The sequence below is a fragment of the Devosia sp. GW821-FHT12F11 genome, from assembly GCF_058806655.1.
In genome coordinates, this window is sequence record NZ_JBXAPX010000004.1 from 479,296 (window position 1) to 505,251 (window position 25,956).

The following is a 25,956-nucleotide window of genomic DNA, read 5'->3' on the forward strand; positions in this document are numbered from 1 at the left end:
CCGAAGCCTTCGCCGAAGGCAGTTTACATACACGCTCCCCCTCAGGTCAGCATGCTGACGACGCCGAATGACTTTGGCAGGGGAGCCTTTCTTTGCGTTGGAGACGGCCATGGACAAAATTCCGATGACACCGAGCGGTCACAAGACCCTGTCGGAGGAATATCGTCGCCGCACCTCAGAGGACCGGCCGAACATCATTGCCGCCATTTCCGAAGCCCGCGCCCATGGCGACCTCAGCGAAAACGCCGAGTATCATGCCGCCAAGGAGCAGCAGAGCCTGAACGAAGGCCGCATCAAGGAACTCGAGTCGCTGCTGGCGCTCGCCGATATCATCGATGTCACCAAGCTCAGCGGCTCGACCATCAAGTTCGGCGCCACCGTGAAGCTGGTCGACGAGGATACCGAGGCCGAAAAGCAGTACCAGATCGTCGGCGACGCCGAGGCCGACCTTTCGAAGGGTCGTATCTCGATCTCGTCGCCCATCGCCCGCGCCATGATCGGCAAGGAAGCCGGCGATTCGGTCGAAGTGGCAGCCCCCGGTGGCGCCAAGACTTACGAAATCCTCGACGTGAAGTTCGTCTAGGCACGCTGCAGGCGCTCTGCAGCGCCTGCCGGCTGTGACTTTTCGGTGAGTCCGTGCGCTCCATCGCCTCAGGGCGATGGTAGTGCCCTTGAAAGGTGCGCGCCGAACCTCCTATTTTGGTCCATACCTATTTGTCTTGGGCTTAGGTCTCAGAGTAAGTGGAGCGTAAGGTGCACGCCAAAGTCGTCATCATCGGATCGGGTCCTGCCGGCTACACGGCGGCCATCTATGCGGCGCGCGCCATGCTCGAGCCGGTCATGATCTCCGGCATCCAGCCCGGCGGTCAGCTCACCATCACCACCGATGTAGAGAACTATCCCGGCTTCGCCGACGTCATCCAGGGCCCCTGGCTCATGGAGCAGATGAAGGCGCAGGCCGAGCATGTCGGCACCAAGATGATCAACGACATCATCGTCGAGGTCGATTTCGACAGGCGCCCGTTCGTGCTCATCGGTGACGGCGGCACCCGCTACACTGCCGATGCGGTGATCGTCGCTACCGGCGCGCAGGCGCGCTGGCTGGGCCTCGAATCCGAAGAGAAGTTCCAGGGTTTCGGCGTCTCGGCCTGCGCCACCTGCGACGGCTTCTTTTATCGCGGCAAGGAAGTGATCGTTGTCGGCGGCGGCAACACCGCGGTCGAAGAGGCGCTGTTCCTCACCAACTTCGCATCCAAGGTCACCGTGGTCCACCGCCGCGGCGAGTTCCGCGCCGAGCGCATCCTGCAGCAGCGGCTGTTCAAGAACCCCAAGGTCGAAGTGATCTGGAACGCCGAGATCGAGGAAGTTTACGGCCAGCACATGCCGCGCTCGGTTGAGGGGGTGAAGATCCGCGACACCAAGACCGGCCACGTCACCGAGAAGTCGGTCGACGGCGTGTTCATCGCCATCGGCCACTCGCCGGCGACCTCGATCTTTTCGGGCAAGCTCGACATGAAGCCGGGCGGCTATCTCGAGGTTCAGCCAGGCAGCACAGCCACCAACGTGCCCGGTGTGTTCGCCGCCGGCGACGTCACCGACGACGTCTATCGGCAGGCGGTGACAGCCGCGGGGATGGGGTGCATGGCAGCCTTGGACGCAGAAGAATATCTGGCATCGCTCGAGCTCGCAGAAGCGGCGGAATAGCCGATGCTGGATTGGGACAAGCTCCGCATCTTCCACACCGCCGCCGAATCCGGGTCCTTCACCCACGCCGCTGAAAAGCTCAACATGAGCCAGTCTGCCGTATCGCGGCAGATTTCGGCGCTCGAGGAGGATCTGGGGCTGAAGCTCTTCATCCGCCACGCGCGCGGGCTGGTGCTGACCGAAGTGGGCGAGCAGCTGTTCCGCACTGCGCACCGCATGCACTGGGAGCTGCAGCAGGTCGAGACCCAGATGTCCGAGAGCCAGGAGGTGCCCACCGGCCCCCTGCTCGTCACCACCACCGTGGGTATCGGCTCGACCTGGCTATCCTCGCGCATCCACGAGTTCCTGATCCTTTATCCGGAAATCCAGATCGAGATTAAGCTCAACGACGCCGAACTCGATCTCGCCATGCGCGAGGCCGACGTCGCCATCCGGCTGCACCGGCCGAACCAGTCCGAGATGATCCAGCGCAAGCTGTTCACCGTGCACAACCATTTCTACGCCTCCGAGCAGTACCTCAAGGAGTTCGGCGAGCCGCAGGCGGTCGAGGATATCGACAACCATCGCGTCATCTCGTTCGGCGAGCCGGTGCCGTCCTATCTCGGCGACATCAACTATCTCGAGCGTCTCGGCCGCCCGGATTCCTCGCCGCGCCGCGCCTCGATGAAGGTCAATGCCATCTACGGCATGATGCAGGCCGCCCGCGCCGGCATCGGCATCGCCATGCTGCCGGACTACGTCACCGAGGGCGAAACCAATTTGCGGCGCGTGCTCGAAGGCATCGAGCTGCCCGCCTACGAAGCCTATTTCGTCTATCCCCCCGCGCTGAAGAACTCCAAGCGCGTCGGCGTCTTCCGCGACTTCCTCGTTGGCAAGGCGCGGGAGTGGTCGTTCTAGTTCGAGCGCTTCGCCGATGAGTTCGCACCGGCTGCTGGGTATGGCCCGTTGCCTTGCGCCCCCCACCGGGTGTCATCCCTGCGAAAGCAGGGACCCAACTGTCAGCTGGCGCAGGCTGCGAGATGGGTCCATCCGTAGCTTGTCCCGCCGGTAGATAACCGAAGCCACCTTCAGCGCGGCCGCACCACGGTGAATGTCAGCTCTTTCCGCACGTTGAACCCGAGCTTCTCGTACAGCGCGATCGCCGCCGCATTCTCGGTCTTCACGTGCAGGAACGGCACTCGTCCTTCCGAGGCGATCAGCGCTGACACATAGGACACCAACGCCTTGGCCAGCCCCCTGCCCCGGAACTCCGGCCAGGTACAGACCGCGCTCACCTCGGTCAGTTGCCCCAGCCGCATCCGCTCGCCGGTCATCGCCATCAGGCGCCCATCCGCCGAGCGCAGCCCGAAATAGCGCCCCATGCCGAGCGTGCCGGCGCGAAACGGCCCCGGCTCGGTCGCCGTCGCCAGCTCCAGCGCCGCCTCGGCATCGGCCGCTGTCAGTTGCACCGGTACGACCTCAAGCGGCGCAGAGAGCGTTTCACACACCATCTGGAACACTGGCACTGCCTGTAGCACTTCCCAGTCTGCGGGCACGTCGTATTGGGTTGCCGACACCAGCCCCACCGCCTCCTCCGGCGCGACCAGCGGCCGCAACTCGGCAAACGCTTCGGCGTCGTACCGCGCCAGGCCGCCGATTGGCGACAGCTCGGTCCGGTAGCGTGCCGCGGCGCCATTGCGCTGGCCCAGCGCCGCATGGTCGGTGGTCAGGGCGTGCCACGCCGGATCGTCGAGCCCGGAGAAGTCGGTCATTGCTAAGAGTCCTTGGTAATCACGCCTGGCCTCTACCACCGCACCGGTGAGTTCCCAACTCCCGGTGTTCATCGGCAATTCAGTCACCTCGGCTAGAACGGGCGGAACCCCGGGGAACCTCTCATGCATCGCTTCGCCGTCGCCGCCGCGCTCTGCCTCTTCGCTACGCCGTCCTTTGCCCAGATGGTCACCATCAGCCCCGAGCAGATCGGCGAGATCTTCTGCATCTCGCGCCTCGGCAACGACATGGCGCCGGTCGACGGCCTGCTCACCGCCGAGCTCACGGCGGCGATTGCCGATGCGGAGGCGAAGAACGACGCCATCCAGCAGGCCCACCCGGACGAGAAACCGCCGCTCGGCGACGGCATCCCCTGGCAGGCCTTCCCCGACTACGCGGCCGAGTGCAAGGTCGGCGCCGTCACGCTCGAGGCCGATCGCGCTGTCGTCGATATCGCCTACGGCTTCCCCGATTATCCGGACGCCAACTTCACCGATCACCTGCAGCTGATCCTCGTGGCGCAACCCAACCTTCCCGAACCGCTGTGGCGCATCGAGAACCTCGGTTACGCCACCGAAGGTGACCTGCGCTCGGTGCTGGTCTCCGCCTTCGCGAACTAGTGTCTCGCCACCCATTGCTTCGGCCTTGACGCCCACAGCGCAAAGGCGCATTGCGGCTCTGTTCCGGGCGCTTGCGTCAGGACCTTCATCAAGGACTGAAAATGAACCCCGACAGTCGAAGTCGACCTTCGATCTTGCCGGCGCTCTAGGCTCCTGAAGCGAGATCAGGAAAAGTTGCAGACTTTTCCGGTTCGATCTCGCGACAAACAGGTGGGCCGGGCGCGCCGGCCTGGCTATCTATTGGAGCCCCGTCATGCTGCGTGCCTATATCCGCGAAGGCGACCGCCTCGTTCCCACCGATTTCGATCCTGCCGCCGGCACCCAGCTGACCGGCGCCGTCTGGTACTCGCTCACCGACCCGACGCGCGAGGAGGATAAGTTCGTCGAGGCCTGTCTCGGCATCGACATTCCCACCCGTCGCGAGATGCAGGACATCGAACCCTCCGCCCGCCTCTACAGCGAGGGAGGCGCCGAGTTCATGACCATCACCGCGCTGATCGAGGATGAGGCGGATCAGGTGGTAAAAACCCCGATCACCTTCGTGTTGCGCAACGACCAGCTGGTCACCGTGCGCTATGCCGACCCAAAACCTTTCCGCCTCTACGAGCGCCTGGTTTCCCGCCCCACCACCGGCGAGATCGGCGGCGAGCGCGTGATGATCGGCCTGCTCGAATCCTTCATCGATCGCCTGGCGCAGTTGCTCGAAAATACCGGCGACGGCATCGACCAGATTTCCCGCGAGGTGTTCGGCAACAAATCCACCAAACCCACCCGCAAGACCCGTGACCTGCAATCGCTGATCGAGCGCATCGGCAAGAAGGGTGATGTCCTCACCCTCGCCCGCGAGAGTCTGGTCTCGATCAGCCGCCTCGTCAGCTTCCACCAGTCGAGCGGTGCCGAAGACCAGAAAGCAGCGCGTGACCGCAAGCAGGAGATCAAGGTGCTGCAGCGCGACGCCGCCGCGCTCAGCGACCACGCGGCTTTCCTCTCGGACAAGATCACCTTCCTGCTCGATGCGACGCTTGGGCTGATCAACCTCGAGCAGAACCAGATCATCAAGATCTTCTCCGTCGCCGCGGTGGTGTTCCTGCCGCCCACCCTGGTGGCCTCGATCTACGGCATGAACTTCGAGTTCATGCCCGAACTGAGCTGGCCTCTGGGCTATCCATTCGCGCTGGGGCTCATGGTCCTGTCCGCGGCAGTGCCCTACCTGTTCTTCAAGCGCAGCGGCTGGCTCTGAGGCAACGGGATTCGGGCGTCGAATCTGACAAAAAACTGTCACAATCAAGCACTTGGCGTCGCATTCACATCGCAGTGCGACGCCACGACGCAGACCGAGAACCGTAATACACGAGCAAACTCATCGACTTAACAGCCATGCGAAAAACGCATGCCCCTCATTCGATACTCTTCGGTTGCTGGGTCGGCACTCACCCCATATATCCCCGCTCGACAGCAGCTGAGCGCATCTCCCTCCTCCTCCTCGCGCTCGTTGTTTGTTCCTCCCTGTAGCCGGCAACGGCTGCTACTCGGCCCCGCTCTCCCCTCGAGCGGGGCCTTGTTTTTTTCTCCCCGCACGAACGTCCGAACCAGCCGCTCAGGCGGCAGGTGATTGACGCATGCGTCACGGCAGCATGACTGACCTTTCCCTGCACAAACTGCATAGCTGGCATGTTGAGGTCTGCATTGTGGACCAAACGGTCAAAGTGCATATTGTGACTGTCGATGTGAGCCGCACCGTATCCTCCTCCCTCGGTCCTGCTCTGCGACACCGGTCCGAAGTCGTATCCTCCTCCCTCGACTTAGGGCCATCGGCAAATGGCGTATCCTCCTCCCTCGTCCATTTGCCACCACTTCAGATTTGGACCTCGGTCCTTTTCATTGGGCCCCATCTTCGGATGGGGCCTCTTTTTTTGCTTCACCTCATCTTGGTTGTCGGGGGCGCCTCGCGCCCAGCGCATGGCTGACGTTCCGACTTGGCGATTGTTCATTTCGCCGCATCACCCGATAGTCATCTCAACGAATTGCAGCCGCTCCTCCTCCCTGGCTGCGCTTCGATGGGTCGCCCGCTTCGGCGAGCCGGCCTTTGAAGGCTCCGCTCATCCCCTCGAGCGGAGCCTTTTTCTTTTGGCTCTCCGGTTGCCCGGCGCGCCGGCCGCGCTAGGCTGCTCACCCAACGCGAGGCCGCTCATGACTCTTCCTGCTGTCGCCCTTCCCTCCGGCAAGTCCGTGCCCGCTCTGGGCCAGGGCACCTGGCGCATGGGCGAGGATCGCCGCCGTCATGCTGACGAGGTCATGGCGCTGCGCCGCGGCATCGAACTTGGCATGACGCTGATCGATACCGCCGAGATGTATGGCGATGGCGGCGCCGAGCTGGTGGTCGCCGAAGCGATCAGGGGCCGCCGCAGCGAGGTGCAGCTGGTCAGCAAGGTGCTGCCCGGGAATGCCAGCCGCAGCGGCACCATCGCCGCCTGCGAGCGGAGCCTGAAGCGCCTCGGCACTGATCATATCGAGCTCTACCTGCTGCACTGGCGCGGTCGGCATCCGCTCGCCGAAACCGTCGAGGCCTTCGAAACCCTGCAGCGCTCCGGCGCCATTGGCGCCTGGGGCGTTTCCAATTTCGATGTCGACGATATGGACGAGCTGCTCGCCGCCTCCGGCGGCAAGGCCTGCGCCACCAACCAGGTGCTCTACAACCTCACTGCCCGCGGCATCGAATACGACTTGCTGGCATGGTCCGCTGCCCACGCCGTGCCGATCATGGCCTATTCGCCGCTCGGCAACGACAACCGCATGCTTCGTCACCCCGAACTGCAGCGCATCGCCAACGCCCGTGGCGTAACCGCCGCCCAGGTCGCCCTCGCCTTCGTGCTGGCTCGACCCGGCGTCATTGCCATCCCCAAAGCCACCGGCCTCGACCACGTCGCCGAAAACCGCGCCGCCGCCGACCTCATGCTGACCGCCGAAGAACACGCCGCCCTCGACGCCGCCTTCCCACCGCCACGCCGCAAACAGGCGCTGGAGATGATCTGAGGTCGTAAGCTTTGGGTGAGGGCACCCAAGTCACCCCAACCACGTGTCACCGCGGCTTTCGCCGGGGTGACACCGAGAGTGGGGATAGGTCAGTGCCCCCAGGCGCAATCCTTACCCGGCATTTCCTGCCGCCTGCCCGTTCTCGCTCCATCCGAACGCCCGGATTCCCGCGCCTTCGCGCTGGCACGCTGCCTGCATGGTGAACCGTGACCGCCCGGAGGCACCCATGACCAGCGTCGGCACCGCGACCAGCACCAGTTCCCTGACCTACGCGCAGATCATCGCCAATGCGCAGAAGGCCCAGCAGCAGGCGCTGACCAATCCGCCCGCGGCCAGTTCCAGCGAGCCCGGCGCCACCAACGTCACCCTGTCGGATGCCGCCAAAGCGGCGCTGACCACTATCAAGGACTTCGCCACCGTCACGACCGAGGCCCGCGCCACCCTCGACAAGCTGCTCGCCGAGGCCAAGCTCACCACCCCGCTGAAGGATGGCAAGCTCGCCCTCGATCTCAGCAAGGTCGATCGCCGCGAGCTCTATGCGATGAGCACCAACTCCAACCAGCTGTTCACCGCCGAGGAGCAGAAGGCCGCCGCCATCGAACTGCAAAATCGCTTCGACCAGGCGATGGCCGGACCTACCGCGGTCGGCCGCGTCACCGGCAGCGTCAAAGGCCTCTATGTCGCCGCCCTCGCCTATTTCGACACCATGGGCCCAGAGGAGAAAGCCTCGGCCGCCTATGCCGACCAGCGCGCCGCACTCGAGGAGATGCTGAAGCAGATCGAGGCCAAGCCCTCGACCCTGCCGGGCGCCGTGCCCAACGACCCGGTCAACGCCTATATGGAGCGCCTCGCCGGCGGCGAAACCGGCAAGCCGCGCGACATCAAGGATGTCGCCGGCGACGCCCGCACCACGCTCGATGCGCAGTACAAGGCCAGCGGCAGTTCGAAGCCTGACTATTCGGAGTTCGACAGCCGCTCGCTGGCCTCGGTGGCGCTCAATTCCAACGGCAAGTTCTCGGCCACCGAAGTTCGCACCGCCTCGATGGAGATGCGCTCGCGCTCCGGCGCGGCGCTGCTGCAGAGCCTCAAATCAGCCGGCAACGGCAACCCTGCCGGCTTTGCCCAGAACGTCATCTCGCTGTATGGCGCGATGAGCAGCGAAGAACGCGCCGCCGCTGGCTGGTCGGAAAACCTCTACGCCGCCGCGGTATCGAACTACCAGACTGCCAGCAAGCTGGGTTCACTGCTCAGCCAGGTCACCGGCTCATCCGCCTTCGGCGGCGGCAGCGACGGCAAATCGATGAGCTTGATGGATTATTTGTGAGCAGAGCCGAAGCAGACGGCCCCCTCCCATCCTCCCCCATGATGGGGGAGGTGCCGCATCGAGTTTGGGGCTCGATCTGGTCAAGAGCACCGGCCCCTCTCCACCTCCCCCTTCATGGGGGAGGCCGGGAGGGGGCCGTCTCTATCAGTGGTCACCCCCGGCAAACCCATCCAGCGCCGCGGTGATCGCCTCGGGCATTCCGGCATCACCGGCCGAGTGCCCTGCCCCGTCGATCACCACCAGCTTCGCTTCCGGCCAGGCCCGCGCCAACTCCCAGGCGGTGACCAGCGGGCCCTGCAGGTCGAGCCGTCCCTGCACCAGCACACCGGGAATACCCCGCAGCCGATGCGCATTGGCCAGGAGCCTGCCCTCTTCCATCCACGCCGCGTGGCGGAACACATGCGTAACGATCCGGCTACGCGCCAGGAGCCGCTTGGGGTCGACTCCATCGGACGGACGGCCGACCTGCGCCGTGACCGAGACCGCCGCATTGTCCCAATCGTGAAAGTCCCGCGCCGCCTTGTCGCGTACCGCCGGATCGGGGTCGAACAGCAGCTCGTTATAGGCCACGATCAGCCCATCCTCGGGCGTTCCCGAGGGCGCGCCGGCGACGAACCGCTCCCACTCCTCGGGGTAAAGCGGCGCGATGCCGCGGTAGAGCCAGTCGATTTCGCGGCGCCGGGTCGTCGTCACCCCGCCGAACACCATGGCCGAGACATGCGCCGGGTGCGCCTCGGCATAGGCGAGCCCCAGCGTCGTGCCCCACGAGCCGCCATAGATCACCCATTTGTCGACGCCGAAATGTACGCGCAGCCGCTCGATATCGGCGACGAGGTGCGCCGTGGTGATGACCGAGAAGTCGACACCCTCATCCGCGGCATGCGGCGTACTCCTGCCGCAGCCGCGCTGGTCGAAGCCGATGATCCGATAGCGCTCGGGATCGAAGAACCGCCGCATCGAGGCCGAAAACCCCGAACCCGGCCCGCCATGCAGGATCAGCGCCGGCACCCCGTCGGGGCTGCCGGCTTCTTCCCACCAGAGCGCATTGCCATCCCCGACCTCGAGCCAGCCGCTCGCGACCGGCTCGGTGATCGGGTATGCCATCAGCTCACCTTGGCGCAGAAATCCTGGATCCGGCTCACCGCGTCCTCGAGCTGCGCATTCGAGGCCGCATAGCTCAGCCGCATATGCCCGGCGAGGCCGAACGCCGTGCCATGCACCAGCGCCACGCCGGTCTCTTCGAGCAGCGCCAGCACGAACGCCGCGTCATCGGTCAGCGCCCGGCCACCGCCCGAGGTCTTGCCGAGCAGGCGCTTCACCGACGGGAACACGTAGAACGCCCCCTCCGGGGTCAGGCAGTCGAGCCCGGTATTGGCGTTGAGCCCGGCAACCACCAGATCGCGCCGCCCCTGGAACACGTCGCGCCAGCCCTTCAGGAATTCCTGCGGCCCGTTCAGCGCTTCCACCGCCGCCCATTGCGAGATCGAGGAGGGGTTGGTGGTCGATTGGCTCTGCAGCTTGTTCATCGCCCCGAGCAACGGCCGCGGGCCGGTGCAATAGCCGATGCGCCAGCCGGTCATGGCGTGCGACTTCGACACGCCATTCATGGTCAGCGTCCGCTCCATGAGCCTCGGCTCCACCCCGGCGATGGTGGCGAACGTGCCGCCGTCATAGACCAACACCTCGTAGATATCGTCCGTGAGGATGTGAACGTGCGGATGCCGCAGCAGCACATCGGCCAGCCCCCGCAGTTCCTCGCGCGTATAGGCCGCGCCGGTCGGGTTCGACGGGGTGTTGAGGATCAGCCACTTGGTCCTCGGCGTAATCGCCGCTTCCAGCACTTCGGGCTTCAGCTTGAAGCCGGTCGAGGCATCGGCCACCGCAAACACCGGATCGGCATCGCAGAGCCGCACGATCTCGGGGTAGCTGACCCAGTACGGCACGGGGATCACCACCTCGTCGCCGGGATTCAGCGTCGCCATCAGCGCATTGAAGATGATCTGCTTGCCGCCCGACGAAACGAAGCAATCCGCCGCCGTGACATCGAGCCCGTTGTCGCGCTTGAACTTTTGCGCCACCGCTTCCTTGAGCTCGGGGATGCCGTCGACCGCGGTATAGCGGGTCTTGCCCGAATTGATCGCCCGGATCGCCGCCTCGCGCACATGCTCGGGGGTATCGAAATCCGGCTCGCCTGCGGCCAGCGAGATCACGTCCTGCCCCTGCCGCTTCATCTCCACGGCTTTGGAGTTGATCGCCACGGTGGCGGATGGCTGGATACGGCTGAGGGCGTCGGACAGGAAAGCCAAGATCATCTCCCGAAAAATGGCGGGAAAGCTCTACGGCTTCGATTGCCCAGAGACAACCGGGACGTTTGGTCAGATGGCGGTGGTCAGATGCCGCGCTTACACGGCGCGAGCGGGCACCGGTTGGTGCGCCGGCAGCCCGATTTCGGTCCCGTCGGCCCGCACGGTGCTCTTGCTGCTGCCCATCGCCTGTTCGCCATCGGGCATCAGGCTGACGAGAATGGCGGCAAGGACGGCGGAAAGAACGAGAAGCTTCAACGGAACAATCCTGGACAACGCGGCATTGGAATGCCCGCTTCTCGCTCCAACCCGTTGAACGCTCACTGATACCGCCGTTCATCCTCGGCTCAGGAAGGCTCAGATTCCGACGCCCGCCTGCTTGGCGAGCTGCACACCCTGCACCCGCCAGCCATTGGCCTCTTCGGCCAGCATGTAGATGGCGCCGTAAAGGCTCTGGTCGTTGCCGACGAACTTCACTTCCTGCACCACCGCCTTGTCGCCAAGCTTCTGGAACCTGCCAAAGCTGTGCGAGCGCGACTCCATGATCGGCGCGTACCCCGCGGCCACGATGGCGCTGAAGAACGCCTCGGCGCTGGGGAACGTCACCTGGAAGCCCGCCCCGGCATAGCTGAACGCCGCGGCCGCATCCCTCGTACGGAACGCCTCGATCTGGCTGGTGATCACGCTCTGCCACGGCTCGAGCGCCACGACCTCGCCGGCCTGATCCTGGGCTCGCGCCTGCGTTCCAATCACCAGGAATGCGGCCAACAGCCCGGCCAGCACCAACCGGCTCCCCGCCGCGAACAGTCCCATGCTCCCATCTCCCAATGTCGCCTGACGGGTTTTCGCCACACGATTGCCTTCAAATCGTACCCGCTTCACCCCTTTAGCAACGAAACATCCGCGCATTCAGTGGGCCTTATCACTGCGTTGTGATCTGCCGAGTCAGCGAGTCCTCATGTCTCCCACCAAGCTTCCCCAGCCGAAGCGACCGTCATTGCGGCGGCCGTTGTTCCGCAATGCCCTGAGTGCTGCGACCGCCATCTCGTTCTCGCTCACCTTCGTCGGCGCCGGCATCGCGCTGCTGCTCGGCATCGTCCCGCCTCGCGCCATCATCGGCGCCGGCGAGATCGACACTGCCGTGGTGCTGCTGTTCGTGCCGCTCTGCGCCCTGCTCTTCGCCATCCTCGTCGAAGTGGTCCGCGCCATTCTGCGCGAAGGCTTGCAGCCGCCCAAGGCCCGGCAGTCCAGTCCGCTTTCCGCCTGGAAGCCCGGCCACGGCGAAGGCTGAAACGGCATAATTCCGCGCGTTTCGCGCTCCGCCGTTCATCTTCCCGTTAGCTAGGGTAGTCTAGAAGCCGGTGACGCTCGCTTCGGGCCGTTCCCCGCGCCGTGTCCTTCCTCACCCCAAGGTGAGCGCGGGCCGCGGCGTCTCATGATTTTGCGACTGAGGAAACCGACATGACCCGTACCGCTTCTGCTCCGCTCGGCCGCCTGCGTCCGATGCGCGCCCTTCTGCTCGGCAGCGTATTTGCCGGCTTTGCCGTTACCGGCGCCTCCGCCGAAACCCTTTCCGTCACCGGCATCACCCAGGGCGCGGCCACCGGCCCCTACGAGCTCTCGGTCCCCAGCGTCGAAGTGGTCGACGGCAATATCAATGAAGGCGCGGTGCGTGGCCTGTTCACCGGTGCACCGGGCGCGCTCGATGCGCTGGCCACCCTCGATGCCAAGTCGGTCACCATCCCCGAGATCAAGGTCAGCTACCCCAGCTATGTCGATGGCGCCGGCCCGTCGGTGATCACCTATCGCGACATCACCCTCACCGATGTCGCCGATGGCGTCGCGGCCTCCGCCCATGTCGGCAGCGCCGATTTCAGCGGCCCCGAAAGCGTCACCGGCACCTTCGGCGAAATGTCGGTCGGCCGCTTCGATCTCGCCGCCCTGCTCGGCTTCTACGGTCTCGCAGCGGCCCCTGCGGCCGGCACCGAGATGAAAGAGGTCTATGCCGACTTCAAGTTTTCCGGCGGCTCGCTGAAGGGCGGCGACGCCTTCAGCTGCGAGTTTGGCACCGGCGAGCTCGGTAGCTTCAGCGCCCGGCCGCTCAAGCAGAACTTTACCGAGATCAATTCGCTGATCGTCCAGGCCGACGCGGCGCAGAAGGCCGGCACCGACGTGGCGCCCGAAACTGTCGACAAGCTCGTTCGCTTCTACGCCGACATGTTCACCGCCTTCTCCTCGACGCCGATGACCTTCAACGGCTTCACCTGCTCGGGCAAGGATGACAAAGGCAACCCGCTCACCGTCGCCTCGGGCCCGATCACCGTCGGCGGTTTCGAGCCGGCCATCTATCCGGCGATCTCGCTCGACGATTTCGACATGACGGTCGAGAACGACGGCTTCCTGAAGTTCGGCAACTTCACCTGGAAGAAGATGGACTTCACCGCCGCCATCGCGGCCATCGAAGCGGCCACCAAGCTCGACGAAGCCTACTTCACCGCCAATTGGCGCAAGCTCGTTCCGGCGCTCGACGGCATGAGCCTCGCCGATCTCTCGATCGACGTCCCCGATCCGGAAGCCTCGGGCAAGCGCATTACCGGCACGCTCGGCGCCTTCGACGCGACGCTCGGCAACTATGTCAACGGCATTCCGGCCGACATCGCGCTGAACCTTTCCAACTTCATCCTGCCGATCACCGCCGACATGACCGACCTGCCGGTCGCCGATCTGCTGGCTCGCGGCGTCGACAAGCTCGACATCTCGCTCGGCACCAAGCTCGCCTGGGATCAGGCGTCGTCCACCATCAAGGTCGATGACGTGCTGATCGACATGGGCGCACTCGGCCGCGTCAACCTCTCGGGCACCTTCGGCAACGCGACTCAATCGCTGTTCGCCGACAACACCGATGAAGCCACCATGGCCGCCATGCTGCTCACCCTGCGCGACGTCACCATCGAGGTCGAAGACCGCGGCATCGGCTCGCTCGCCTTCGCCGCCGGCGCCAAGGATGCCGGCCAGTCCGAGGCTGCCTTCCGCACCGCCGTCGCCGGCATGGCCCAGGGCATGACGCTCGCCTTCCTCGGCAACACCACCGAGGCGCTCACCGCTGCCCAGCAACTCGGCACCTTCCTCAGCGGCGCTTCGCACCTGAAGCTGACCATCACTGCCAAGGACGAAGCGGGCATCGGCCTCGCCGACCTCGCCGCCGCCGAGACCAACCCGGCAGCGCTCGCCGGCAAGCTCAATGTCGTCGCCGAAGCGAGCGGCGAACCGGTCGAGCTCCCCGTGCTCGACACGCCGGCCCCGTCCAGCCAGGACGAAAAGCGCGACCTCAAGGCCCCGGCTGCGCAGTAACCACTGCACTCTCAGGCACCTCCCCCCTTGTGGGGGAGGTGTCGGGCCGGTGGATTTGGCTGCTTGGTGCCTCCAAACGCCGCCATAACGGTACGCCGACCCGAACTCTTGTCCGTTCCTCACCTTTGGCGCACTATGGCCGCCTGAGAGGAGGAACAACGATGCAAGTCGAGACTATCCTTCAATCCAAGGGCCACACCGTCTTCACGGTGGAAGCCGGCGAGCCGCTCTCCGAAGCCGTCCGCATTCTCAACTCCAAAAAGATCGGTGCCGTGGTCGTCGTCGACGCCAAAGGCAAGGTCGCGGGCATCCTCAGCGAGCGCGACGTCGTCCGTCACCTCGAAAAGGACCCTGTTGCGGTTCTCGCCGGCCCGGTGCGCAACGTCATGACCAGCAAGGTCATCACCTGCACCTCTGCCAGCTCGGTCTCGGATCTCATGGAAACCATGACCCGCCACCGCATCCGCCACATCCCCATCGTCGAAGCCGGCAAACTCACCGGCATCGTCTCGATCGGCGACGTGGTGAAGCGCAAGATCGAAGAAGCCGAACAGGAAGCCCTGGCGCTGAAAGAATACATCGCCTCATAGCCATAGCCACAAGCTCGATGCCCACCTCCCCCTTGACGGGGGAGGCAAGCGAAGCTTGGGAGCGAAGCGACCTAGCGGAGCTCGGAGGGGGTGTGCCTAGTGCACGGTGTCGCCGTTTGGCGACCCGCCCACCTTTCCAACCTTGCCGCGATTTCACCTTGCCGCAACACCCCGGCAAGCCGACGCAGCACATCCTCCTCCCGTTGCCACTCAATCGATGGGAGACCCCGATGACCCCGACCCGCGCCACCATCCTCGCCGCCCTCGTCGCCGCCCTTGGCCTCACCGCCATGAGCCCGGCTTTCGCCGCCGGTCCCGATCGCCCGCGCAATGACAACCGCACCCTCGAGTTCCGCCGCGACGCCGCCGGCGGCGCCTTCCGCTTCGCCGAGTTCTCCTGCAACAGCCGCGCCGCCGATCGGCTGGAGCGCCGCCTCGACCGCATGGCCAACAGGCTTCAGCTGACCGCGGACCAGGAAAAGCTGTTCGAGGATTTCCGTACCTCGGCACTGACCGCGCAGACCGATTTCGCCGACCAGTGCGCCACCATCCGCCCCGGCCAGGCCGCCAACAAGACCGAGCGCCCGGACCTGATCCAGCGCCTCGAGCAGCGCCTCAAGTTCGACGAAGCCCGCCTTGCCGCGATGAGCGACCTGCTGCCGCAGTTCAGGAGCTTCTACGAAAGCCTCACCGACACCCAGAAGCGCGAACTCGCCCCACGCGGCCACATGCAGGGCAAGCTGCAGCATCCCGGCAAGCACCTGCCCCAGCGCCCCGCCACCCCCGGTTTGGACGGCTGACCCCAGTCGCCGCCGGTCGAAGTCCCCAACGCGACCGGCCGCGACGCCGTCCCCAGAGAAGCCCCCGGCGTCCCTCCCGTCGGGGGCTTCTTCCCTCTCTCGGCGGCCGGTGAACTCCGCCCCCACCCCTGTCCCCCTTGCGGGGAGCTGACAGGGGTGGGGGTCCACAGCCACCGCCCTCGCCGTCCCCATCCCCCGTTATCCACACGCCGCATTGCCGCGATCACATCGCTCCGCTAACCATCGGACATCTCTTGTCCCGAGCGCCACTCATGACCGCCCTGCCCCTCGACACCGACCTGATCCGCGCCGAGTTCCCGGCTTTTCGCGAACCGAGCCTCGATGGCTGGGCCTTCTTCGAGAATGCCGGCGGCTCCTATACCTCCCAGCAGGTGCTCGGCCGGCTCGATCACTTCTATCGCGCCACCAAGGTGCAGCCCTATGGCTTCTACCCGGCCTCGCGCGAGGCCGGCGCCGCCATGGACCTGGCGCATCGCCGCATGGCGCAGGCGCTCAATGTCGGCATGGACTGGATCCATTTCGGCCCGTCTACCTCCGGCAACACCTATACCCTGGGCCATGCCTTTGCCGGCTGGCTGAAGCCCGGTGACGCGGTTATCGTCACCAACCAGGACCATGAGGCCAATGGCGGCGCGTGGCGCCGGCTGGCCGATCGGGGCATCGTCATCCGCGAGTGGCAGGTCGATCCGCTTACCGGCCATCTCGATCCTGCCGCGCTCGACAAGCTGCTCGATAGCAAGGTCCGCGCCGTCTGCTTCCCGCACGCCTCCAACATTGTCGGCGAGATCAACCCGGTCCACGAGATCGTCCAGAAGGCCAAGAGCTTTGGCGCCGTCACCGTAGTCGATGGCGTCTCCTACGCGCCGCACGGCCTGCCCGACCTGCTCGAGCTCGGCTGCGACGTCTACCTGTTCTCAGCCTACAAGGTGTACGGCCCGCATCAGGGCGTCATGGCGATCCGCCCCTCGCTGGCCTCGGAGCTCCCCAACCAGGGGCACTTCTTCAACGATACCCAGCCGCGCAAGCGTCTGACGCCGGCCGGCCCCGACCACGCCCAGATCGCGGCGAGCGCCGGTGTCGCCGACTATCTCGAGCGGGTCGCTGAGCTCGCCGGTGATCGCGTCGAGGGAACCAACCCCTTCCGCAGGGCGCACGCCGCCATGCGGCAGCAGGAGGAAATCCTCCTCGCTCCGCTGATGGAGTTCCTGCGTTCCAAGAACAATGTCCGCCTCATCGGACCTACCGATCCTGCGAAGCGTGCGCCAACCATTTCGCTGGCGCTGGGCGAGCTCGCCGTCGAAGCTGCCGACCGTCTCGCCCGCCACAAGATCATGGCTTCAGGCGGCCATTTCTACGCCTACCGCCTGCTCGAAGCACTCGGCCTCAACCCCGGTCACGGCGTGCTGCGCGTCTCGTTCACCCACTACACCTCCGAAGCCGAAGTGCAGCGGCTGATCGAAGCGCTGGATGCCGAACTGAAGTAATTCGCCCGGGCCCGGCCGGCCGAGCGGGAATCCAGCGCCTCGCCGAGGCGCTGGACATGGGAACTCACCCGGCAGCTTGCAGGCTGAGCTCGCCGTTGTTGAGGAACCAGCTCTTGCTGAACAGACCGAGATCCAGCGGGTTGGGCAGCCGCACATCGCTGAGATCGGGATGCGGCTTCTCCGCCGGATCATATGACCGGTCGATCTGCGAGATGAACACGATCACCAGCCCGCGCGCCTCGGCGAAGGCCTTCAGCGCCTTGACCTGCACTGCCAGGGGCGGGTTCTCCCGCCGCTGGTCGAGCAGTTGCAGGTAGTCGACGACAACCAGCGTGCCGCGCGCCGCCTGCCCCAGCTTGTCGATCATGTAGTCGGCCGAGATCCGGTCGGAGCAATCGAAGCCGAACCGGCTACCGAGCTTTTCCGGCTCTTGCCCGATCGCCCGCAGGCGCTCCAGCACTTCCTTGTCGGTGTATTCGAGCGTGAAGAACATGCTCTGTCCGCCGGCCTTGGCCGCCTCGGCAGCCAGCTCCAGCGCCAGCAAGGTCTTGCCCTGCCCCGGCCGCGCCCCGACGAGCACCAGTTCGCCCGCCTGCAACCGGCCATGGAGCTTGGCCACCGGAGAACTCTGGGCATAGCGGGCGGCCAGCAGGCTCCACCCGGAATAGCCTTCGGCTTCCGCCACACGATCGAGGGCCGTGTGGAGGGGGATACCCTCCTCACGCGCCCGCCGCTTGGCGTCACGCTTCAACTGATAGATCGGTACAGATAGTTTCATCAAAAACCTCCTGGTACGGGTCCAACAAGCAATCCCTCCTTTTGCCTTCGCCCGATCAGTCGGTTCGATTGTTCAACCAGCCCTGTATGCGATCTACTTTCCCGTCGGAGGGGGGCGGCGCGGGCCGTGCGCCAAGACTGGAGGCTAGCCGATTCGTGCAATCCGAGCGATCAGGCCGATGCGCCATAGCAGGCGGACGAACGCACGACCTGCCGAACGGCGTTGAACTCGACGGTTTCAGCCACCAGCTGCCGATGCTGGTTGCGGTAGAGGATGGTGAGGCAGCGGTAGCCGGACAGCACGGCCTCGAGTTCAAATCGCAGGTCCGGTAGCGCCGCCAGCGCGGCCTGCCAGTACGCGCGCAGCGCTGAAATCCCACTGACGCGACCATCACCAAGCCGCTGCGCCGCGACTGGCGAGAGGAACACGATGTCCGGTGCGTAGTGGCTCAGGATCCGTTCGAGATCCCTTGCATTCCAGGCATCGACCCACTCCTCGGCGAAACCTCTGTCATCGGTGTCCACTGCTCATTCCTCCATGCACTGGTTCCGACTCATTATGTCAGTAATGCTGACATAAATCCAGGACCGAGGGAGCGACGCTCGATTCACTCACCCACCAGCCATCACGCCGGCTGATCGGTCCCATCGCCAAAATCCGTTCGACGCGGGCCCGTCGCTCCGGCTACACAGCGCCGATGTCCCGCCCGCTCGCCGTCCTGCTGCTGCTCATTGCCACTGCTATCTGGGGTCTCGCGTTCGTCGCGCAGAAGGCCGCCATGGCGCATATGGGGCCGCTCACTTTCAGCGGCGCACGGTTCCTGCTCGGCGGCGTGGCGCTCTTGCCCTTCGCGTTCATCGAGCTCCGCCGCAAGGCCCCGGCAGCCACGCAGTTCACCCCGCGTCTCTGGCGGTTGATCGCCGTGCTCTGCATCGCCTTCCTCGCCGGCTCGCTGCTGCAGCAATATGGCCTGGCGCAGACCAGCGTCACCAATTCGGGCTTCCTCACCGCGCTCTACGTGCTGTTCGTCCCGCTGATCGCCTTCCTGGTGATCCGGGCCAAACCGCACCCGATCATCTATCTCGGCGCCCCGCTGGCGCTGATCGGCATTTTCTACCTGAACGGCGGACGGCTCGAGAGCTTCAACTTCGGCGATATGCTGGTGGTGATCAGCGCCGTGTTCTGGGGCGGCCACGTCTTCATGCTCGGGCTGCTGAGCCGTGAGACCGGCCTGCCGGTGGTGCTCTCCGCCATCACCTTCATCAGCGTCGGCCTTGTCTGCCTGGCGCTCGCCTTCGGCTTCGAGACGCCCGATGTCGCCGATATCGCCGCCGGTTGGGTGCAGATCCTCTATGTCGGGCTGATGTCCACCGCGCTGGCCTTCACGCTGCAGGCCATCGCCCAGCAGCACGTGCCGGCCGCCAACGCCGCGATCGTGCTGTCGGCCGAAAGCCTGTTCGCCGCGCTGGGCGGCGCCCTGCTGCTGGACGAGCGCCTGCCCCCCGTCGGCTATGCCGGCGCGGCGCTCATCTTCTTCGCCATCATCCTGGTGGAGGCGATCCCGGCACTGCAGCAGCGCCGTAGCGCTGCCGCGTAGTAACCCGGCTGCACCCCTCGTCACCGCAAAAGCGGCAATTACGTTCGACCGCCTATTCTCTCGGCGCAGGCAGTTCTTCCCCTTCTCCCCTCAGGGGAGAAGGTGGCCGAAGGCCGGTTGAGGGGTGAGGCGGCGCAACACGCGCTCGCTGAGAAGCTGAACCCCTCACCCTGGTTTCGCTACGGACCTGACGGTCCTAGCTGCACCACCCTCTCCCCTCAGGGGAGAGGGGCGCGGGTTGCCGAGTTCCGATGACTAACCGATGTCTGGCGACTACTGCACCCGCGTCAGGGTGATCTCGCGGCACACCACGATATAGGCGCAGGCCTTGACATTCATGGTGTTGGCGCCGTTGAGCGTCAGCGTCGCATCGCCGGTCTGGCCGAACAGGCTCAGCTTGCCCTTCCAGCGCCCCTCGCCGCTCGGCTTCGCCTTGTCGATCAGGTAGGTGTTGAGGTACGGCCGGTTCTTGTCGGAATCCATGTTACCGCGCAGCGCCACGACCTTGATGCAGAGCTGGGCATTGTCCTTGCCGCACATGCTCATCTCGTAGTCCGAGTTCTTGTCCGGGCGCCACATGCCGGTGACATCGACAGCCTGCGCCATGCTCGGCGCGGCCATCGCCGCCGCCATCGCCAAACCCAATCCAGCCTTCCAGAAGGTCTTCATATGCCTCTCCAGCAGCCCTGCCCGCAGCACTCCGCTACGGTGCGATAATGTCGCCAATATGAAACCGTTCGTCATCTGCTTGTCACGTCGGCTCAATAGCTTGCGGGTGTCCGGAACGTCCCCCATTGTTCCGGCCTAGACCCGGTTGCACCCGCCACTATCGGCAGCCGGACGGTCCTTATGAGCAGGACATCGCCGCCAATTCGTATGTCCTGCGCCGAGCCCCAATTCGGCATTCTTATCGGCCGCCCCCGCCAGGCGGCCGATTTTTTGTTGAGAGCGACCGATTGGCCTCGCCGCCGCCCCTCACCTGCGGCATGAACAGCCGCATGGCCAAGCTCTACTTCTCCTACTCGGCGATGAACGCCGGCAAGTCGACCCTGCTGCTGCAGGCGTCCTACAACTATGTCGAGCGCGGCATGCGCACGCTGCTGTTCACTTCCTCGCTCTATGCCGAAGGCGATGTCGGCCGCATCACTTCGCGTCTCGGCATCTCCGCCGATGCCGAAATGTTCGATGGCGAGGACGACCTGTTCCAGCGCGTCAACGATCACATCCAGGAATCGAAGGTCGATTGCGTCTTCGTCGACGAAGCGCAGTTCCTCACGGCCGACCAGGTCTGGCAGCTTGCCCGCGTCGCCGACCGGCTCGACGTGCCGGTGATGTGCTATGGCCTCAGGACCGATTTCCAGGGCAAGCTGTTTCCTGGCTCGTCCGAGCTGCTTGCCGTCGCCGACGAACTGCGCGAAGTCCGCACCATCTGCTTTTGCGGCCGCAAGGCCACCATGGTGGTGCGACGCGATACCGAAGGCGGCGCGCTCACCGAGGGCAACCAGGTGTCGATCGAGAAATCGGTCTATGTGTCGCTCTGCCGCCGCCATTGGGAAGAAGAAATCGGCCGCTGGCCGCCGAAAGGACCTCGCGCGTGAAGAACGTTCAGATCATCGACGGCGCCGACAACTGCACCTTCAGCATCTTTCAGGCCACGGACGAGGAGTTTGGCTGGCTCTTTCCCGAGCCGGGGTAAGACATTCAGTTCGCCGAAGATATAGTTGTCCCCGCTGGGCACACGCTTGCTGAACTGTGGGATCGGCCGATCCGCAAGGCAGATGTCGTCGGGATCCATGGTACGGTGTTCTACGAGTTCGAAAAGAAGCGCCGCTACTTCCCCGTCAGTAAGCGCGAGCGCGATTGGGATGAGCGCGCCCTTAACGAGGCGCAGCGGCATATGTACGCTTCAATCTCGAAATCGGGACCGCTCTCATGACTGACGCAACCGCCACCACCGAGCCCAATGGCGCGCTGACCATCCGCACCCTCGCCATGCCGGCCGACACCAATCCGGCGGGCGACATCTTTGGCGGCTGGGTGCTGAGCCAGATGGATATTGCCGGCTCGATCTGTGCTGTGGAACGCGTGCAGGGACGCGTCGCCACCGTGGCAGTCGAAGCGATGACCTTCATTGCGCCGGTTAAGGTCGGCGATGTGCTGTGCGTCTACACCACGATCGAGCGGGTCGGGAACACCTCGATCACCATCGCTATGGAGGCCTGGGCCCGCCGCAACCGACTCGCCGACCGGGTGAAGGTCACCGAGGGCCGCTTCGTCTATGTCGCCCTCGACGACAAGGGCCAGAAGCGCGTCATCCCGCGCTGAACCGACCGCCGTTCAGCACCCGTTCAGCGCCAAACTCGCAAAGCTTGTCCCATCCCGTCCCGGGATGGGTGGCCTCTTCCCCGGGACGATGGGGGAGGCGCTGCGCGAGGGATTCCGCGCGGCGCCTTTCACCCGCGGTGCGAGCTTTGCCCCTCATCCCCCTTCTCCATTTCCGCCACTCCAGCCGCACACGCGATGCCCACCTCCCCCTGGACGTGGGAGGCAAGCGGAGCTTGCGAGCGAAGCGAGCCTAGCGCAGCTCGGAGGGGGTGCGCGGAGCCTCGATGCTTACTCCCTACCCTCCACCGCCTTCGGCGGTCCCACGCGGGGCAGGATCGCTGCGCGGCCGGTGCCCCGCCAACTTTCCCCACCCTGTTGCCGGCGCACCCTTCCAACCGTCATGCAGCGGCGCTACGCTTCGCCTCTGATTATTTGGTACGGGGCATTTCGATGAAGCAGTTACTTGCCTGCCTGTCTCTGCTGACCCTTCTCGTTCTCGGCACGACCACGACCATGGCGGCGCCGGTGGGCACGCCCGCCTGGTCGGTCCGTCCGCTCATCCTGTTCGAGGGCCCGGGCAAGGCCTACGATGTCACCGGTGAGATCGACGGCAAGGTCCGCATCTATGTCGATCGCTGCTCCAAGCGCTGGTGCCACGTCCATGCCGGGCGCGCCGCCGGTTGGACCAGCCTCTACGACATCGCCTTCGGCAAGGTGATCCGCCACCCCTGGCAACTCGCCCCCATTCCCTACAACTGGGGCGGCCCCGGCATTGTCTGCCTCTACGAAGGCCACAACTTCACCGGCGCCTCGTTCTGCGCCAAGTCGGGCACCCGCGTCCGCGATTTCCTGCTGCTCGACACCGACAACCGCTACTCGTCGGTCCGCATCGAGGGCAACGTCTCGGTCGACCTCTGCCGCGATCGCGACTTCCACAGCTACTGCGAGCGCGTCAACGCCAGCCAGACCAGCCTGCACGGCTTCCTCGACAACAACGTGAGTTCGATGCGGGTCTATTGAGTTTCGCTTGCCACGCTCAGTAACGACCGGCCCGCTGCCTCCCCGGCGCGGGCCGTTTTCTTGCAATTCAGTCGATTTCATCTCGAATCGCGAATATTGCTGTTTCCCGGCAGCATCAGCGCGCGGCACCCAAACGCCGCGCTGACCTCGCGCCGCGGCACCGGTCCCGGTGCCGCCAATCAGGGAACATCCTCATGAAGCGTCTCCACCTCGTCGCCGCCGCAGCGCTGGCCGCGCTTGTCGGCCTTGCCGTCGCGCCTGCCTTCGCCGCACCCAATGCCCACATGCTGCAGGACTCCAACGTCCGCAAGACCGCCAATCCGAACTCGCCGGTGGTCAATTCGGTTGCAGCCGGCCAGCTCGTCACCGTGCTCGATTGCCAGGGCACCGTCTGCCTGATCCAGATCCCCGGCCCCGACGGTTGGGTGCGCCAGAACCGCCTCGGCGGCCTCAACAAGGGCAAGCCCGCATCCAACGTGCCGTTCAGCTTCAGCTTCGGGGTCGGCGGCGACGGCAAGCCGTCGATCTCCATCGGCATCGGCAACCAGCCCAAGCCGCAGCCCCTGCCTGAGCCCGAAGAAGAAGAAGACCAGGTCTGCTTCTACAAGAACGCCAACTTCAATGGCCCGAGCTTCTGCGTCGAGCCCGGCGACAGCGACGATGCGCTGGGCGGCAGCTGGAACGACTCGATCTCCTCGATCGAGGTGTTCGGCGATGCCGACGTGCTGGTCTGCCGCGATTTCGACCTCGAAGGCATCTGCGCCGATATCAGCTCGTCCAAGGCCTCGCTGCCCAAGCAGCTCAACAACGCCATCTCGTCCTACGAAGTTAACTGACGCTTCACCATACTGAGAGCTGAACGCCGCCTTCGGGTCCCCTCGAAGGCGGCGTTTGCATTTTGGGCGCAATCGACACGAATGCATGGAACTCCCTTGCGTTCCGGCCGTTTCGGCCTCGCGGCGACAACCCAAATGCCCCGAAGCGTCACAAAGAGAGGACTACTTATGCATCCCATCAAACTGGCAGGAGCCGCCACCGTGCTGCTCGGCTCGCTGTTTTTCGCCGGTGCCGCCAATGCCGCCGTCGCCACCAGCACCGTCAATGTCCGCGCCGCGCCGGTGAGCGGCGCCGTGGTCGACGTGCTGCGCGCCGGCCGAGAGGTCGAGATCGACCGCTGCTCCGGCGGCTGGTGCTATGTGATCAAACCGGGTCCGGATGGCTGGGTCTCCGCCAGCTACCTCAGCGACGACGATTCCGGCTTTGACGATGAGGACGACGTCGATACCCGCGTCATCGTTCCCGATCGCCCCGGCCCGAGCCGGCCGGATGTCGATGTGAACATCGGCTTCAACGTCCCCGGCTTCAGCTTCCAGATCGGCTCCGGCGGCTTCGACATCCGCCCCGGCCGTCCGGGCGGCAACCGCGACCGCGTCTGCTTCTACGAGAACACCAATTTCCGCGGCGACAGCTTCTGCGCCCGTCCGGGTGAGCGGCTCGCCCGTCTCGGCCGCTGGGACGACACCATCCGCTCGATCGAAGTGCGCGGCGATGCGCAAGCCCTGGTCTGCGAGCGCGCCAACTTCAACGGCCGCTGCATCGTGATCTCGCGCAGCGTGCCGAACCTGCGCGGCGCCAACGACAATATCAGCTCGATCCGCGTCCGCTAAGCAGCGGCGACATCTTTGTCGTCCGCCGGAACGGGGCGACATCTTTGTCGTCCCCTCGATACCTCGTCCCCGGGGCGATACCTCGTCCCCGGGGCGACTCCTCGTCCCCGGGGCGACTCCTCGTCCCCGGGGCGACTCCTCGTCCCCGGGCGACTCCTCGCCCCGGCGTCTTTCGGGTTTATGAACGGTTTCTGCAACCCGCATTCAGCGCCCTGTCAGCTTGCCTGTGATCGAGTGACACCACGCTGCGCCAGGATTGACCTCCACCAAGCGCGGCACTGAGGGGGCAACTCAGTTCATTTTTCCAATCGGGCTGCGACGCTCGATAGCCCGTGAGGCGGGGCGCCTCCCCTCCCTCACGACGCGGACCCGGCCCGCCGCACGGTGCCGGGTCCGCGACCCCTGGGGCTCCATCTCCCTCCCCCTCGGTTGACATCGCCCCCGAGTCACGCCCCTATCGCCCCGTTCAAGGTTCCTCGGCGGCCGCCAGCCAACGGGGATTAAAAGGGAACACGGTGCGACGTACCCATCAGGGCGCAAAACCGTGGCTGCCCCCGCAACTGTAAGCGGCGAGCTCTTCCGTAAACGCCACTGATCTCCTCCGGGAGGTTGGGAAGGTTCGGAAGCGCTATGACCCGCGAGCCAGGAGACCTGCCTCGACAGCTCACTGTAACCCGGCCGGGGTGTGCCGAGGGGAACGTCGATGGCGCTACGACTACGCATCGCAGCTCGCATTTTGATCGGTTCGCCCGTCAGCCCTCGCCTATGCGCGGAGGCCTCCGATGGAGCTTGCCCGATCCCTGGTCGGCTCTAGCCCGGCTGCCCTCGCGGTCGAAGGCCTGAGCTGGGGCCCGTCGCATCGCGCCCCGATCGTCCAATATCTGAGTTTTGCCGTCGCGCCCGGCGAAATGCTGGCGCTGGTCGGCCCCAACGGCGCGGGCAAATCCAGCCTGCTGCGCTGCCTCTACCGCTACCACCGTCCGACCGCCGGCACGGTCCGCCTCGATGGTGTCGACCTGTGGTCGCTGCCGCCCCGCGCCACGGCCCGCCGCATCGCCACTGTGTTGCAGGAACCGGCCTCGGATTTCGGCCTCAGCGTCGCCGAGATCATCGAGCTCGGCCTCACCCCGCATCAGCACGACCGGTCACCACATGGTTACGCATCGATCGAAGCTGCCCTCGAGCTGCTCGGGCTCGCGCCGCTGGCCGCCCGCGACTTCGCCTCGCTCTCCGGTGGCGAGAAGCAGCGCGTCATGCTTGCCCGCGCCCTGGTGCAGAAACCGGACCTCTTGATCCTCGACGAGCCCACCAACCACCTCGACATCCGCCATCAGCTCGAGGTGCTGGCGCTGCTCGCGGCGTTGCCCACCACCATCATCGTCTCGCTGCACGACCTGGCGCTCGCCTCCGCCCATGCCGATCGCGTGCTGGTCATCGCCGATGGCCGGCAGGCGGCGCTCGGCCCGCCGCTCGACATCCTGACACCCGATGCCATCCGCCAGACCTTCGCAGTCGAGACCGCCATCGACAGCCATCCGGCTACCGGCCGCCCCCGCTTTTCCTTCCATCTCGAACCACGCCGCTAAGGGA

The 25,956-nt window shown here is 65.3% G+C and carries 27 protein-coding genes, 1 pseudogene and 1 riboswitch; of the genes and pseudogenes, 20 read left to right on the forward strand and 8 right to left on the reverse strand.

The window, feature by feature from the left end; translation table 11 throughout:
• Window positions 1-109 precede the first annotated feature (109 nt).
• The 3 genes from greA to AC1ROK_RS15180 all read left to right on the forward strand — a co-directional run bounded on the left by greA (window position 110) and on the right by AC1ROK_RS15180 (window position 2,601).
• On the forward strand, window positions 110-583 hold the full coding sequence (gene greA / locus AC1ROK_RS15170; RefSeq protein WP_492848282.1) for a transcription elongation factor GreA: 474 nt from the start codon (window positions 110-112) through the stop codon (window positions 581-583).
• 158 nt (window positions 584-741) lie between these two features.
• Complete coding sequence (gene trxB, locus AC1ROK_RS15175) at window positions 742-1,704, forward strand: thioredoxin-disulfide reductase (protein ID WP_492848283.1); 963 nt, start codon at window positions 742-744, stop codon at window positions 1,702-1,704.
• Window positions 1,705-1,707: 3 nt separating this feature from the next.
• The gene (locus tag AC1ROK_RS15180; RefSeq protein WP_492848285.1) at window positions 1,708-2,601 is read left to right on the forward strand and encodes a LysR family transcriptional regulator; all 894 of its coding nucleotides are present in this window, start codon (window positions 1,708-1,710) and stop codon (window positions 2,599-2,601) included.
• Between the two features lie 170 nt (window positions 2,602-2,771).
• Here the strand turns inward: AC1ROK_RS15180 and AC1ROK_RS15185 are convergent, their stop codons facing one another.
• Window positions 2,772-3,455, reverse strand: a complete 684-nt coding sequence (locus tag AC1ROK_RS15185; RefSeq protein ID WP_492848287.1) for a GNAT family N-acetyltransferase — start codon at window positions 3,453-3,455, stop codon at window positions 2,772-2,774.
• Between the two features lie 123 nt (window positions 3,456-3,578).
• On the opposite strand from AC1ROK_RS15185, the gene AC1ROK_RS15190 reads away from it, so the two are divergent.
• The 4 genes from AC1ROK_RS15190 to AC1ROK_RS15205 all read left to right on the forward strand — a co-directional run bounded on the left by AC1ROK_RS15190 (window position 3,579) and on the right by AC1ROK_RS15205 (window position 8,430).
• Window positions 3,579-4,073, forward strand: a complete 495-nt coding sequence (locus tag AC1ROK_RS15190; RefSeq protein WP_492848289.1) for a hypothetical protein — start codon at window positions 3,579-3,581, stop codon at window positions 4,071-4,073.
• Between the two features lie 253 nt (window positions 4,074-4,326).
• On the forward strand, window positions 4,327-5,313 hold the full coding sequence (locus AC1ROK_RS15195; protein WP_492848291.1) for a magnesium transporter CorA family protein: 987 nt from the start codon (window positions 4,327-4,329) through the stop codon (window positions 5,311-5,313).
• A 950-nt stretch (window positions 5,314-6,263) separates the two neighbouring features.
• On the forward strand, window positions 6,264-7,106 hold the full coding sequence (locus tag AC1ROK_RS15200) for an aldo/keto reductase (RefSeq protein ID WP_492848293.1): 843 nt from the start codon (window positions 6,264-6,266) through the stop codon (window positions 7,104-7,106).
• Between the two features lie 226 nt (window positions 7,107-7,332).
• Window positions 7,333-8,430, forward strand: coding sequence for a hypothetical protein (locus tag AC1ROK_RS15205; RefSeq protein WP_492848295.1), 1,098 nt, complete (start codon window positions 7,333-7,335; stop codon window positions 8,428-8,430).
• A gap of 144 nt (window positions 8,431-8,574) precedes the next feature.
• Here the strand turns inward: AC1ROK_RS15205 and pip are convergent, their stop codons facing one another.
• From pip to AC1ROK_RS15225, 4 genes are all read right to left on the reverse strand, one after another.
• Window positions 8,575-9,534: a prolyl aminopeptidase gene (gene pip / locus AC1ROK_RS15210; protein WP_492848297.1), complete on the reverse strand. Its 960-nt coding sequence runs from the start codon at window positions 9,532-9,534 to the stop codon at window positions 8,575-8,577.
• Window positions 9,534-10,736 (reverse strand): pyridoxal phosphate-dependent aminotransferase, encoded by a 1,203-nt coding sequence (locus AC1ROK_RS15215; protein WP_492848299.1) that lies wholly within the window; start codon window positions 10,734-10,736, stop codon window positions 9,534-9,536. The genes pip and AC1ROK_RS15215 overlap by 1 nt, the downstream gene beginning before the upstream one ends.
• Window positions 10,737-10,832: 96 nt before the next feature.
• The gene (locus AC1ROK_RS15220; RefSeq protein ID WP_492848302.1) at window positions 10,833-10,991 is read right to left on the reverse strand and encodes a hypothetical protein; all 159 of its coding nucleotides are present in this window, start codon (window positions 10,989-10,991) and stop codon (window positions 10,833-10,835) included.
• 99 nt (window positions 10,992-11,090) lie between these two features.
• On the reverse strand, window positions 11,091-11,546 hold the full coding sequence (locus tag AC1ROK_RS15225) for a DUF4864 domain-containing protein (RefSeq protein ID WP_492848304.1): 456 nt from the start codon (window positions 11,544-11,546) through the stop codon (window positions 11,091-11,093).
• A 196-nt stretch (window positions 11,547-11,742) separates the two neighbouring features.
• Between AC1ROK_RS15225 and AC1ROK_RS15230 the strand changes: the two genes are divergently transcribed.
• The 5 genes from AC1ROK_RS15230 to AC1ROK_RS15250 all read left to right on the forward strand — a co-directional run bounded on the left by AC1ROK_RS15230 (window position 11,743) and on the right by AC1ROK_RS15250 (window position 16,979).
• Window positions 11,743-12,024 (forward strand): hypothetical protein, encoded by a 282-nt coding sequence (locus AC1ROK_RS15230; RefSeq protein WP_492848306.1) that lies wholly within the window; start codon window positions 11,743-11,745, stop codon window positions 12,022-12,024.
• Window positions 12,025-12,194: 170 nt separating this feature from the next.
• A complete protein-coding gene (locus tag AC1ROK_RS15235; RefSeq protein WP_492848308.1) occupies window positions 12,195-14,084 on the forward strand; it encodes an aq_1923 C-terminal domain in 1,890 nt (629 codons plus the stop codon).
• 161 nt (window positions 14,085-14,245) lie between these two features.
• A complete protein-coding gene (locus AC1ROK_RS15240; protein WP_492848309.1) occupies window positions 14,246-14,674 on the forward strand; it encodes a CBS domain-containing protein in 429 nt (142 codons plus the stop codon).
• A 230-nt stretch (window positions 14,675-14,904) separates the two neighbouring features.
• The gene (locus tag AC1ROK_RS15245; RefSeq protein ID WP_492848311.1) at window positions 14,905-15,474 is read left to right on the forward strand and encodes a Spy/CpxP family protein refolding chaperone; all 570 of its coding nucleotides are present in this window, start codon (window positions 14,905-14,907) and stop codon (window positions 15,472-15,474) included.
• Window positions 15,475-15,746: 272 nt separating this feature from the next.
• Window positions 15,747-16,979: an aminotransferase class V-fold PLP-dependent enzyme gene (locus AC1ROK_RS15250; protein ID WP_492848312.1), complete on the forward strand. Its 1,233-nt coding sequence runs from the start codon at window positions 15,747-15,749 to the stop codon at window positions 16,977-16,979.
• A gap of 64 nt (window positions 16,980-17,043) precedes the next feature.
• Here AC1ROK_RS15250 and AC1ROK_RS15255 read toward each other — a convergent pair whose 3' ends face one another.
• A complete protein-coding gene (locus tag AC1ROK_RS15255) occupies window positions 17,044-17,757 on the reverse strand; it encodes a DNA helicase (protein WP_492848314.1) in 714 nt (237 codons plus the stop codon).
• A gap of 170 nt (window positions 17,758-17,927) precedes the next feature.
• Window positions 17,928-18,281: a nuclear transport factor 2 family protein gene (locus AC1ROK_RS15260; protein ID WP_492848316.1), complete on the reverse strand. Its 354-nt coding sequence runs from the start codon at window positions 18,279-18,281 to the stop codon at window positions 17,928-17,930.
• 173 nt (window positions 18,282-18,454) lie between these two features.
• Between AC1ROK_RS15260 and AC1ROK_RS15265 the strand changes: the two genes are divergently transcribed.
• A complete protein-coding gene (locus AC1ROK_RS15265; RefSeq protein ID WP_492848318.1) occupies window positions 18,455-19,354 on the forward strand; it encodes a DMT family transporter in 900 nt (299 codons plus the stop codon).
• 273 nt (window positions 19,355-19,627) lie between these two features.
• On the opposite strand, the gene AC1ROK_RS15270 is transcribed toward AC1ROK_RS15265, so the two are convergent.
• On the reverse strand, window positions 19,628-20,023 hold the full coding sequence (locus AC1ROK_RS15270; RefSeq protein WP_492848320.1) for a DUF2147 domain-containing protein: 396 nt from the start codon (window positions 20,021-20,023) through the stop codon (window positions 19,628-19,630).
• A gap of 329 nt (window positions 20,024-20,352) precedes the next feature.
• Between AC1ROK_RS15270 and AC1ROK_RS15275 the strand changes: the two genes are divergently transcribed.
• From AC1ROK_RS15275 to AC1ROK_RS15305, 7 genes and pseudogenes are all read left to right on the forward strand, one after another.
• A complete protein-coding gene (locus AC1ROK_RS15275; protein WP_055045340.1) occupies window positions 20,353-20,952 on the forward strand; it encodes a thymidine kinase in 600 nt (199 codons plus the stop codon).
• Window positions 20,949-21,290: pseudogene (locus AC1ROK_RS15280) on the forward strand (hypothetical protein). The gene AC1ROK_RS15275 and the pseudogene AC1ROK_RS15280 overlap by 4 nt, the downstream one beginning before the upstream one ends.
• Entirely contained in the window at window positions 21,287-21,679 is a 393-nt protein-coding gene (locus AC1ROK_RS15285) for an acyl-CoA thioesterase (protein ID WP_492848323.1), read from the forward strand. The pseudogene AC1ROK_RS15280 and the gene AC1ROK_RS15285 overlap by 4 nt, the downstream one beginning before the upstream one ends.
• A gap of 450 nt (window positions 21,680-22,129) precedes the next feature.
• Window positions 22,130-22,699, forward strand: coding sequence for a peptidase inhibitor family I36 protein (locus tag AC1ROK_RS15290; RefSeq protein ID WP_492848325.1), 570 nt, complete (start codon window positions 22,130-22,132; stop codon window positions 22,697-22,699).
• A 194-nt stretch (window positions 22,700-22,893) separates the two neighbouring features.
• Window positions 22,894-23,535 carry a peptidase inhibitor family I36 protein gene (locus tag AC1ROK_RS15295; protein WP_492848327.1) on the forward strand — a complete coding sequence of 214 codons (642 nt, stop codon included), beginning with the start codon at window positions 22,894-22,896 and terminating at the stop codon, window positions 23,533-23,535.
• A gap of 168 nt (window positions 23,536-23,703) precedes the next feature.
• Complete coding sequence (locus AC1ROK_RS15300; RefSeq protein ID WP_492848328.1) at window positions 23,704-24,366, forward strand: SH3 domain-containing protein; 663 nt, start codon at window positions 23,704-23,706, stop codon at window positions 24,364-24,366.
• Window positions 24,367-24,818: 452 nt separating this feature from the next.
• A riboswitch (cobalamin riboswitch) is annotated at window positions 24,819-25,039 on the forward strand.
• A 109-nt stretch (window positions 25,040-25,148) separates the two neighbouring features.
• Window positions 25,149-25,952: an ABC transporter ATP-binding protein gene (locus AC1ROK_RS15305; RefSeq protein WP_492848330.1), complete on the forward strand. Its 804-nt coding sequence runs from the start codon at window positions 25,149-25,151 to the stop codon at window positions 25,950-25,952.
• The last annotated feature ends 4 nt before the right edge of the window (window positions 25,953-25,956 follow it).

What these genes read in the sequence shown, in the direction of transcription:
- greA (WP_492848282.1), top strand. Translation starts at nt 110, where the DNA reads ATGGACAAAATTCCGATGACACCGAGCGGTCACAAGACCCTGTCGGAG.
- AC1ROK_RS15180 (WP_492848285.1), top strand. Translation starts at nt 1,708, where the DNA reads ATGCTGGATTGGGACAAGCTCCGCATCTTCCACACCGCCGCCGAATCC.
- AC1ROK_RS15185 (WP_492848287.1), bottom strand. Translation starts at nt 3,455, where the DNA reads ATGACCGACTTCTCCGGGCTCGACGATCCGGCGTGGCACGCCCTGACC.
- AC1ROK_RS15190 (WP_492848289.1), top strand. Translation starts at nt 3,579, where the DNA reads ATGCATCGCTTCGCCGTCGCCGCCGCGCTCTGCCTCTTCGCTACGCCG.
- AC1ROK_RS15195 (WP_492848291.1), top strand. Translation starts at nt 4,327, where the DNA reads ATGCTGCGTGCCTATATCCGCGAAGGCGACCGCCTCGTTCCCACCGAT.
- AC1ROK_RS15200 (WP_492848293.1), top strand. Translation starts at nt 6,264, where the DNA reads ATGACTCTTCCTGCTGTCGCCCTTCCCTCCGGCAAGTCCGTGCCCGCT.
- AC1ROK_RS15205 (WP_492848295.1), top strand. Translation starts at nt 7,333, where the DNA reads ATGACCAGCGTCGGCACCGCGACCAGCACCAGTTCCCTGACCTACGCG.
- pip (WP_492848297.1), bottom strand. Translation starts at nt 9,534, where the DNA reads ATGGCATACCCGATCACCGAGCCGGTCGCGAGCGGCTGGCTCGAGGTC.
- AC1ROK_RS15225 (WP_492848304.1), bottom strand. Translation starts at nt 11,546, where the DNA reads ATGGGACTGTTCGCGGCGGGGAGCCGGTTGGTGCTGGCCGGGCTGTTG.
- AC1ROK_RS15235 (WP_492848308.1), top strand. Translation starts at nt 12,195, where the DNA reads ATGACCCGTACCGCTTCTGCTCCGCTCGGCCGCCTGCGTCCGATGCGC.
- AC1ROK_RS15240 (WP_492848309.1), top strand. Translation starts at nt 14,246, where the DNA reads ATGCAAGTCGAGACTATCCTTCAATCCAAGGGCCACACCGTCTTCACG.
- AC1ROK_RS15245 (WP_492848311.1), top strand. Translation starts at nt 14,905, where the DNA reads ATGACCCCGACCCGCGCCACCATCCTCGCCGCCCTCGTCGCCGCCCTT.
- AC1ROK_RS15250 (WP_492848312.1), top strand. Translation starts at nt 15,747, where the DNA reads ATGACCGCCCTGCCCCTCGACACCGACCTGATCCGCGCCGAGTTCCCG.
- AC1ROK_RS15255 (WP_492848314.1), bottom strand. Translation starts at nt 17,757, where the DNA reads ATGAAACTATCTGTACCGATCTATCAGTTGAAGCGTGACGCCAAGCGG.
- AC1ROK_RS15265 (WP_492848318.1), top strand. Translation starts at nt 18,455, where the DNA reads ATGTCCCGCCCGCTCGCCGTCCTGCTGCTGCTCATTGCCACTGCTATC.
- AC1ROK_RS15270 (WP_492848320.1), bottom strand. Translation starts at nt 20,023, where the DNA reads ATGAAGACCTTCTGGAAGGCTGGATTGGGTTTGGCGATGGCGGCGGCG.
- AC1ROK_RS15275 (WP_055045340.1), top strand. Translation starts at nt 20,353, where the DNA reads ATGGCCAAGCTCTACTTCTCCTACTCGGCGATGAACGCCGGCAAGTCG.
- AC1ROK_RS15285 (WP_492848323.1), top strand. Translation starts at nt 21,287, where the DNA reads ATGACTGACGCAACCGCCACCACCGAGCCCAATGGCGCGCTGACCATC.
- AC1ROK_RS15290 (WP_492848325.1), top strand. Translation starts at nt 22,130, where the DNA reads ATGAAGCAGTTACTTGCCTGCCTGTCTCTGCTGACCCTTCTCGTTCTC.
- AC1ROK_RS15295 (WP_492848327.1), top strand. Translation starts at nt 22,894, where the DNA reads ATGAAGCGTCTCCACCTCGTCGCCGCCGCAGCGCTGGCCGCGCTTGTC.
- AC1ROK_RS15300 (WP_492848328.1), top strand. Translation starts at nt 23,704, where the DNA reads ATGCATCCCATCAAACTGGCAGGAGCCGCCACCGTGCTGCTCGGCTCG.
- AC1ROK_RS15305 (WP_492848330.1), top strand. Translation starts at nt 25,149, where the DNA reads ATGGAGCTTGCCCGATCCCTGGTCGGCTCTAGCCCGGCTGCCCTCGCG.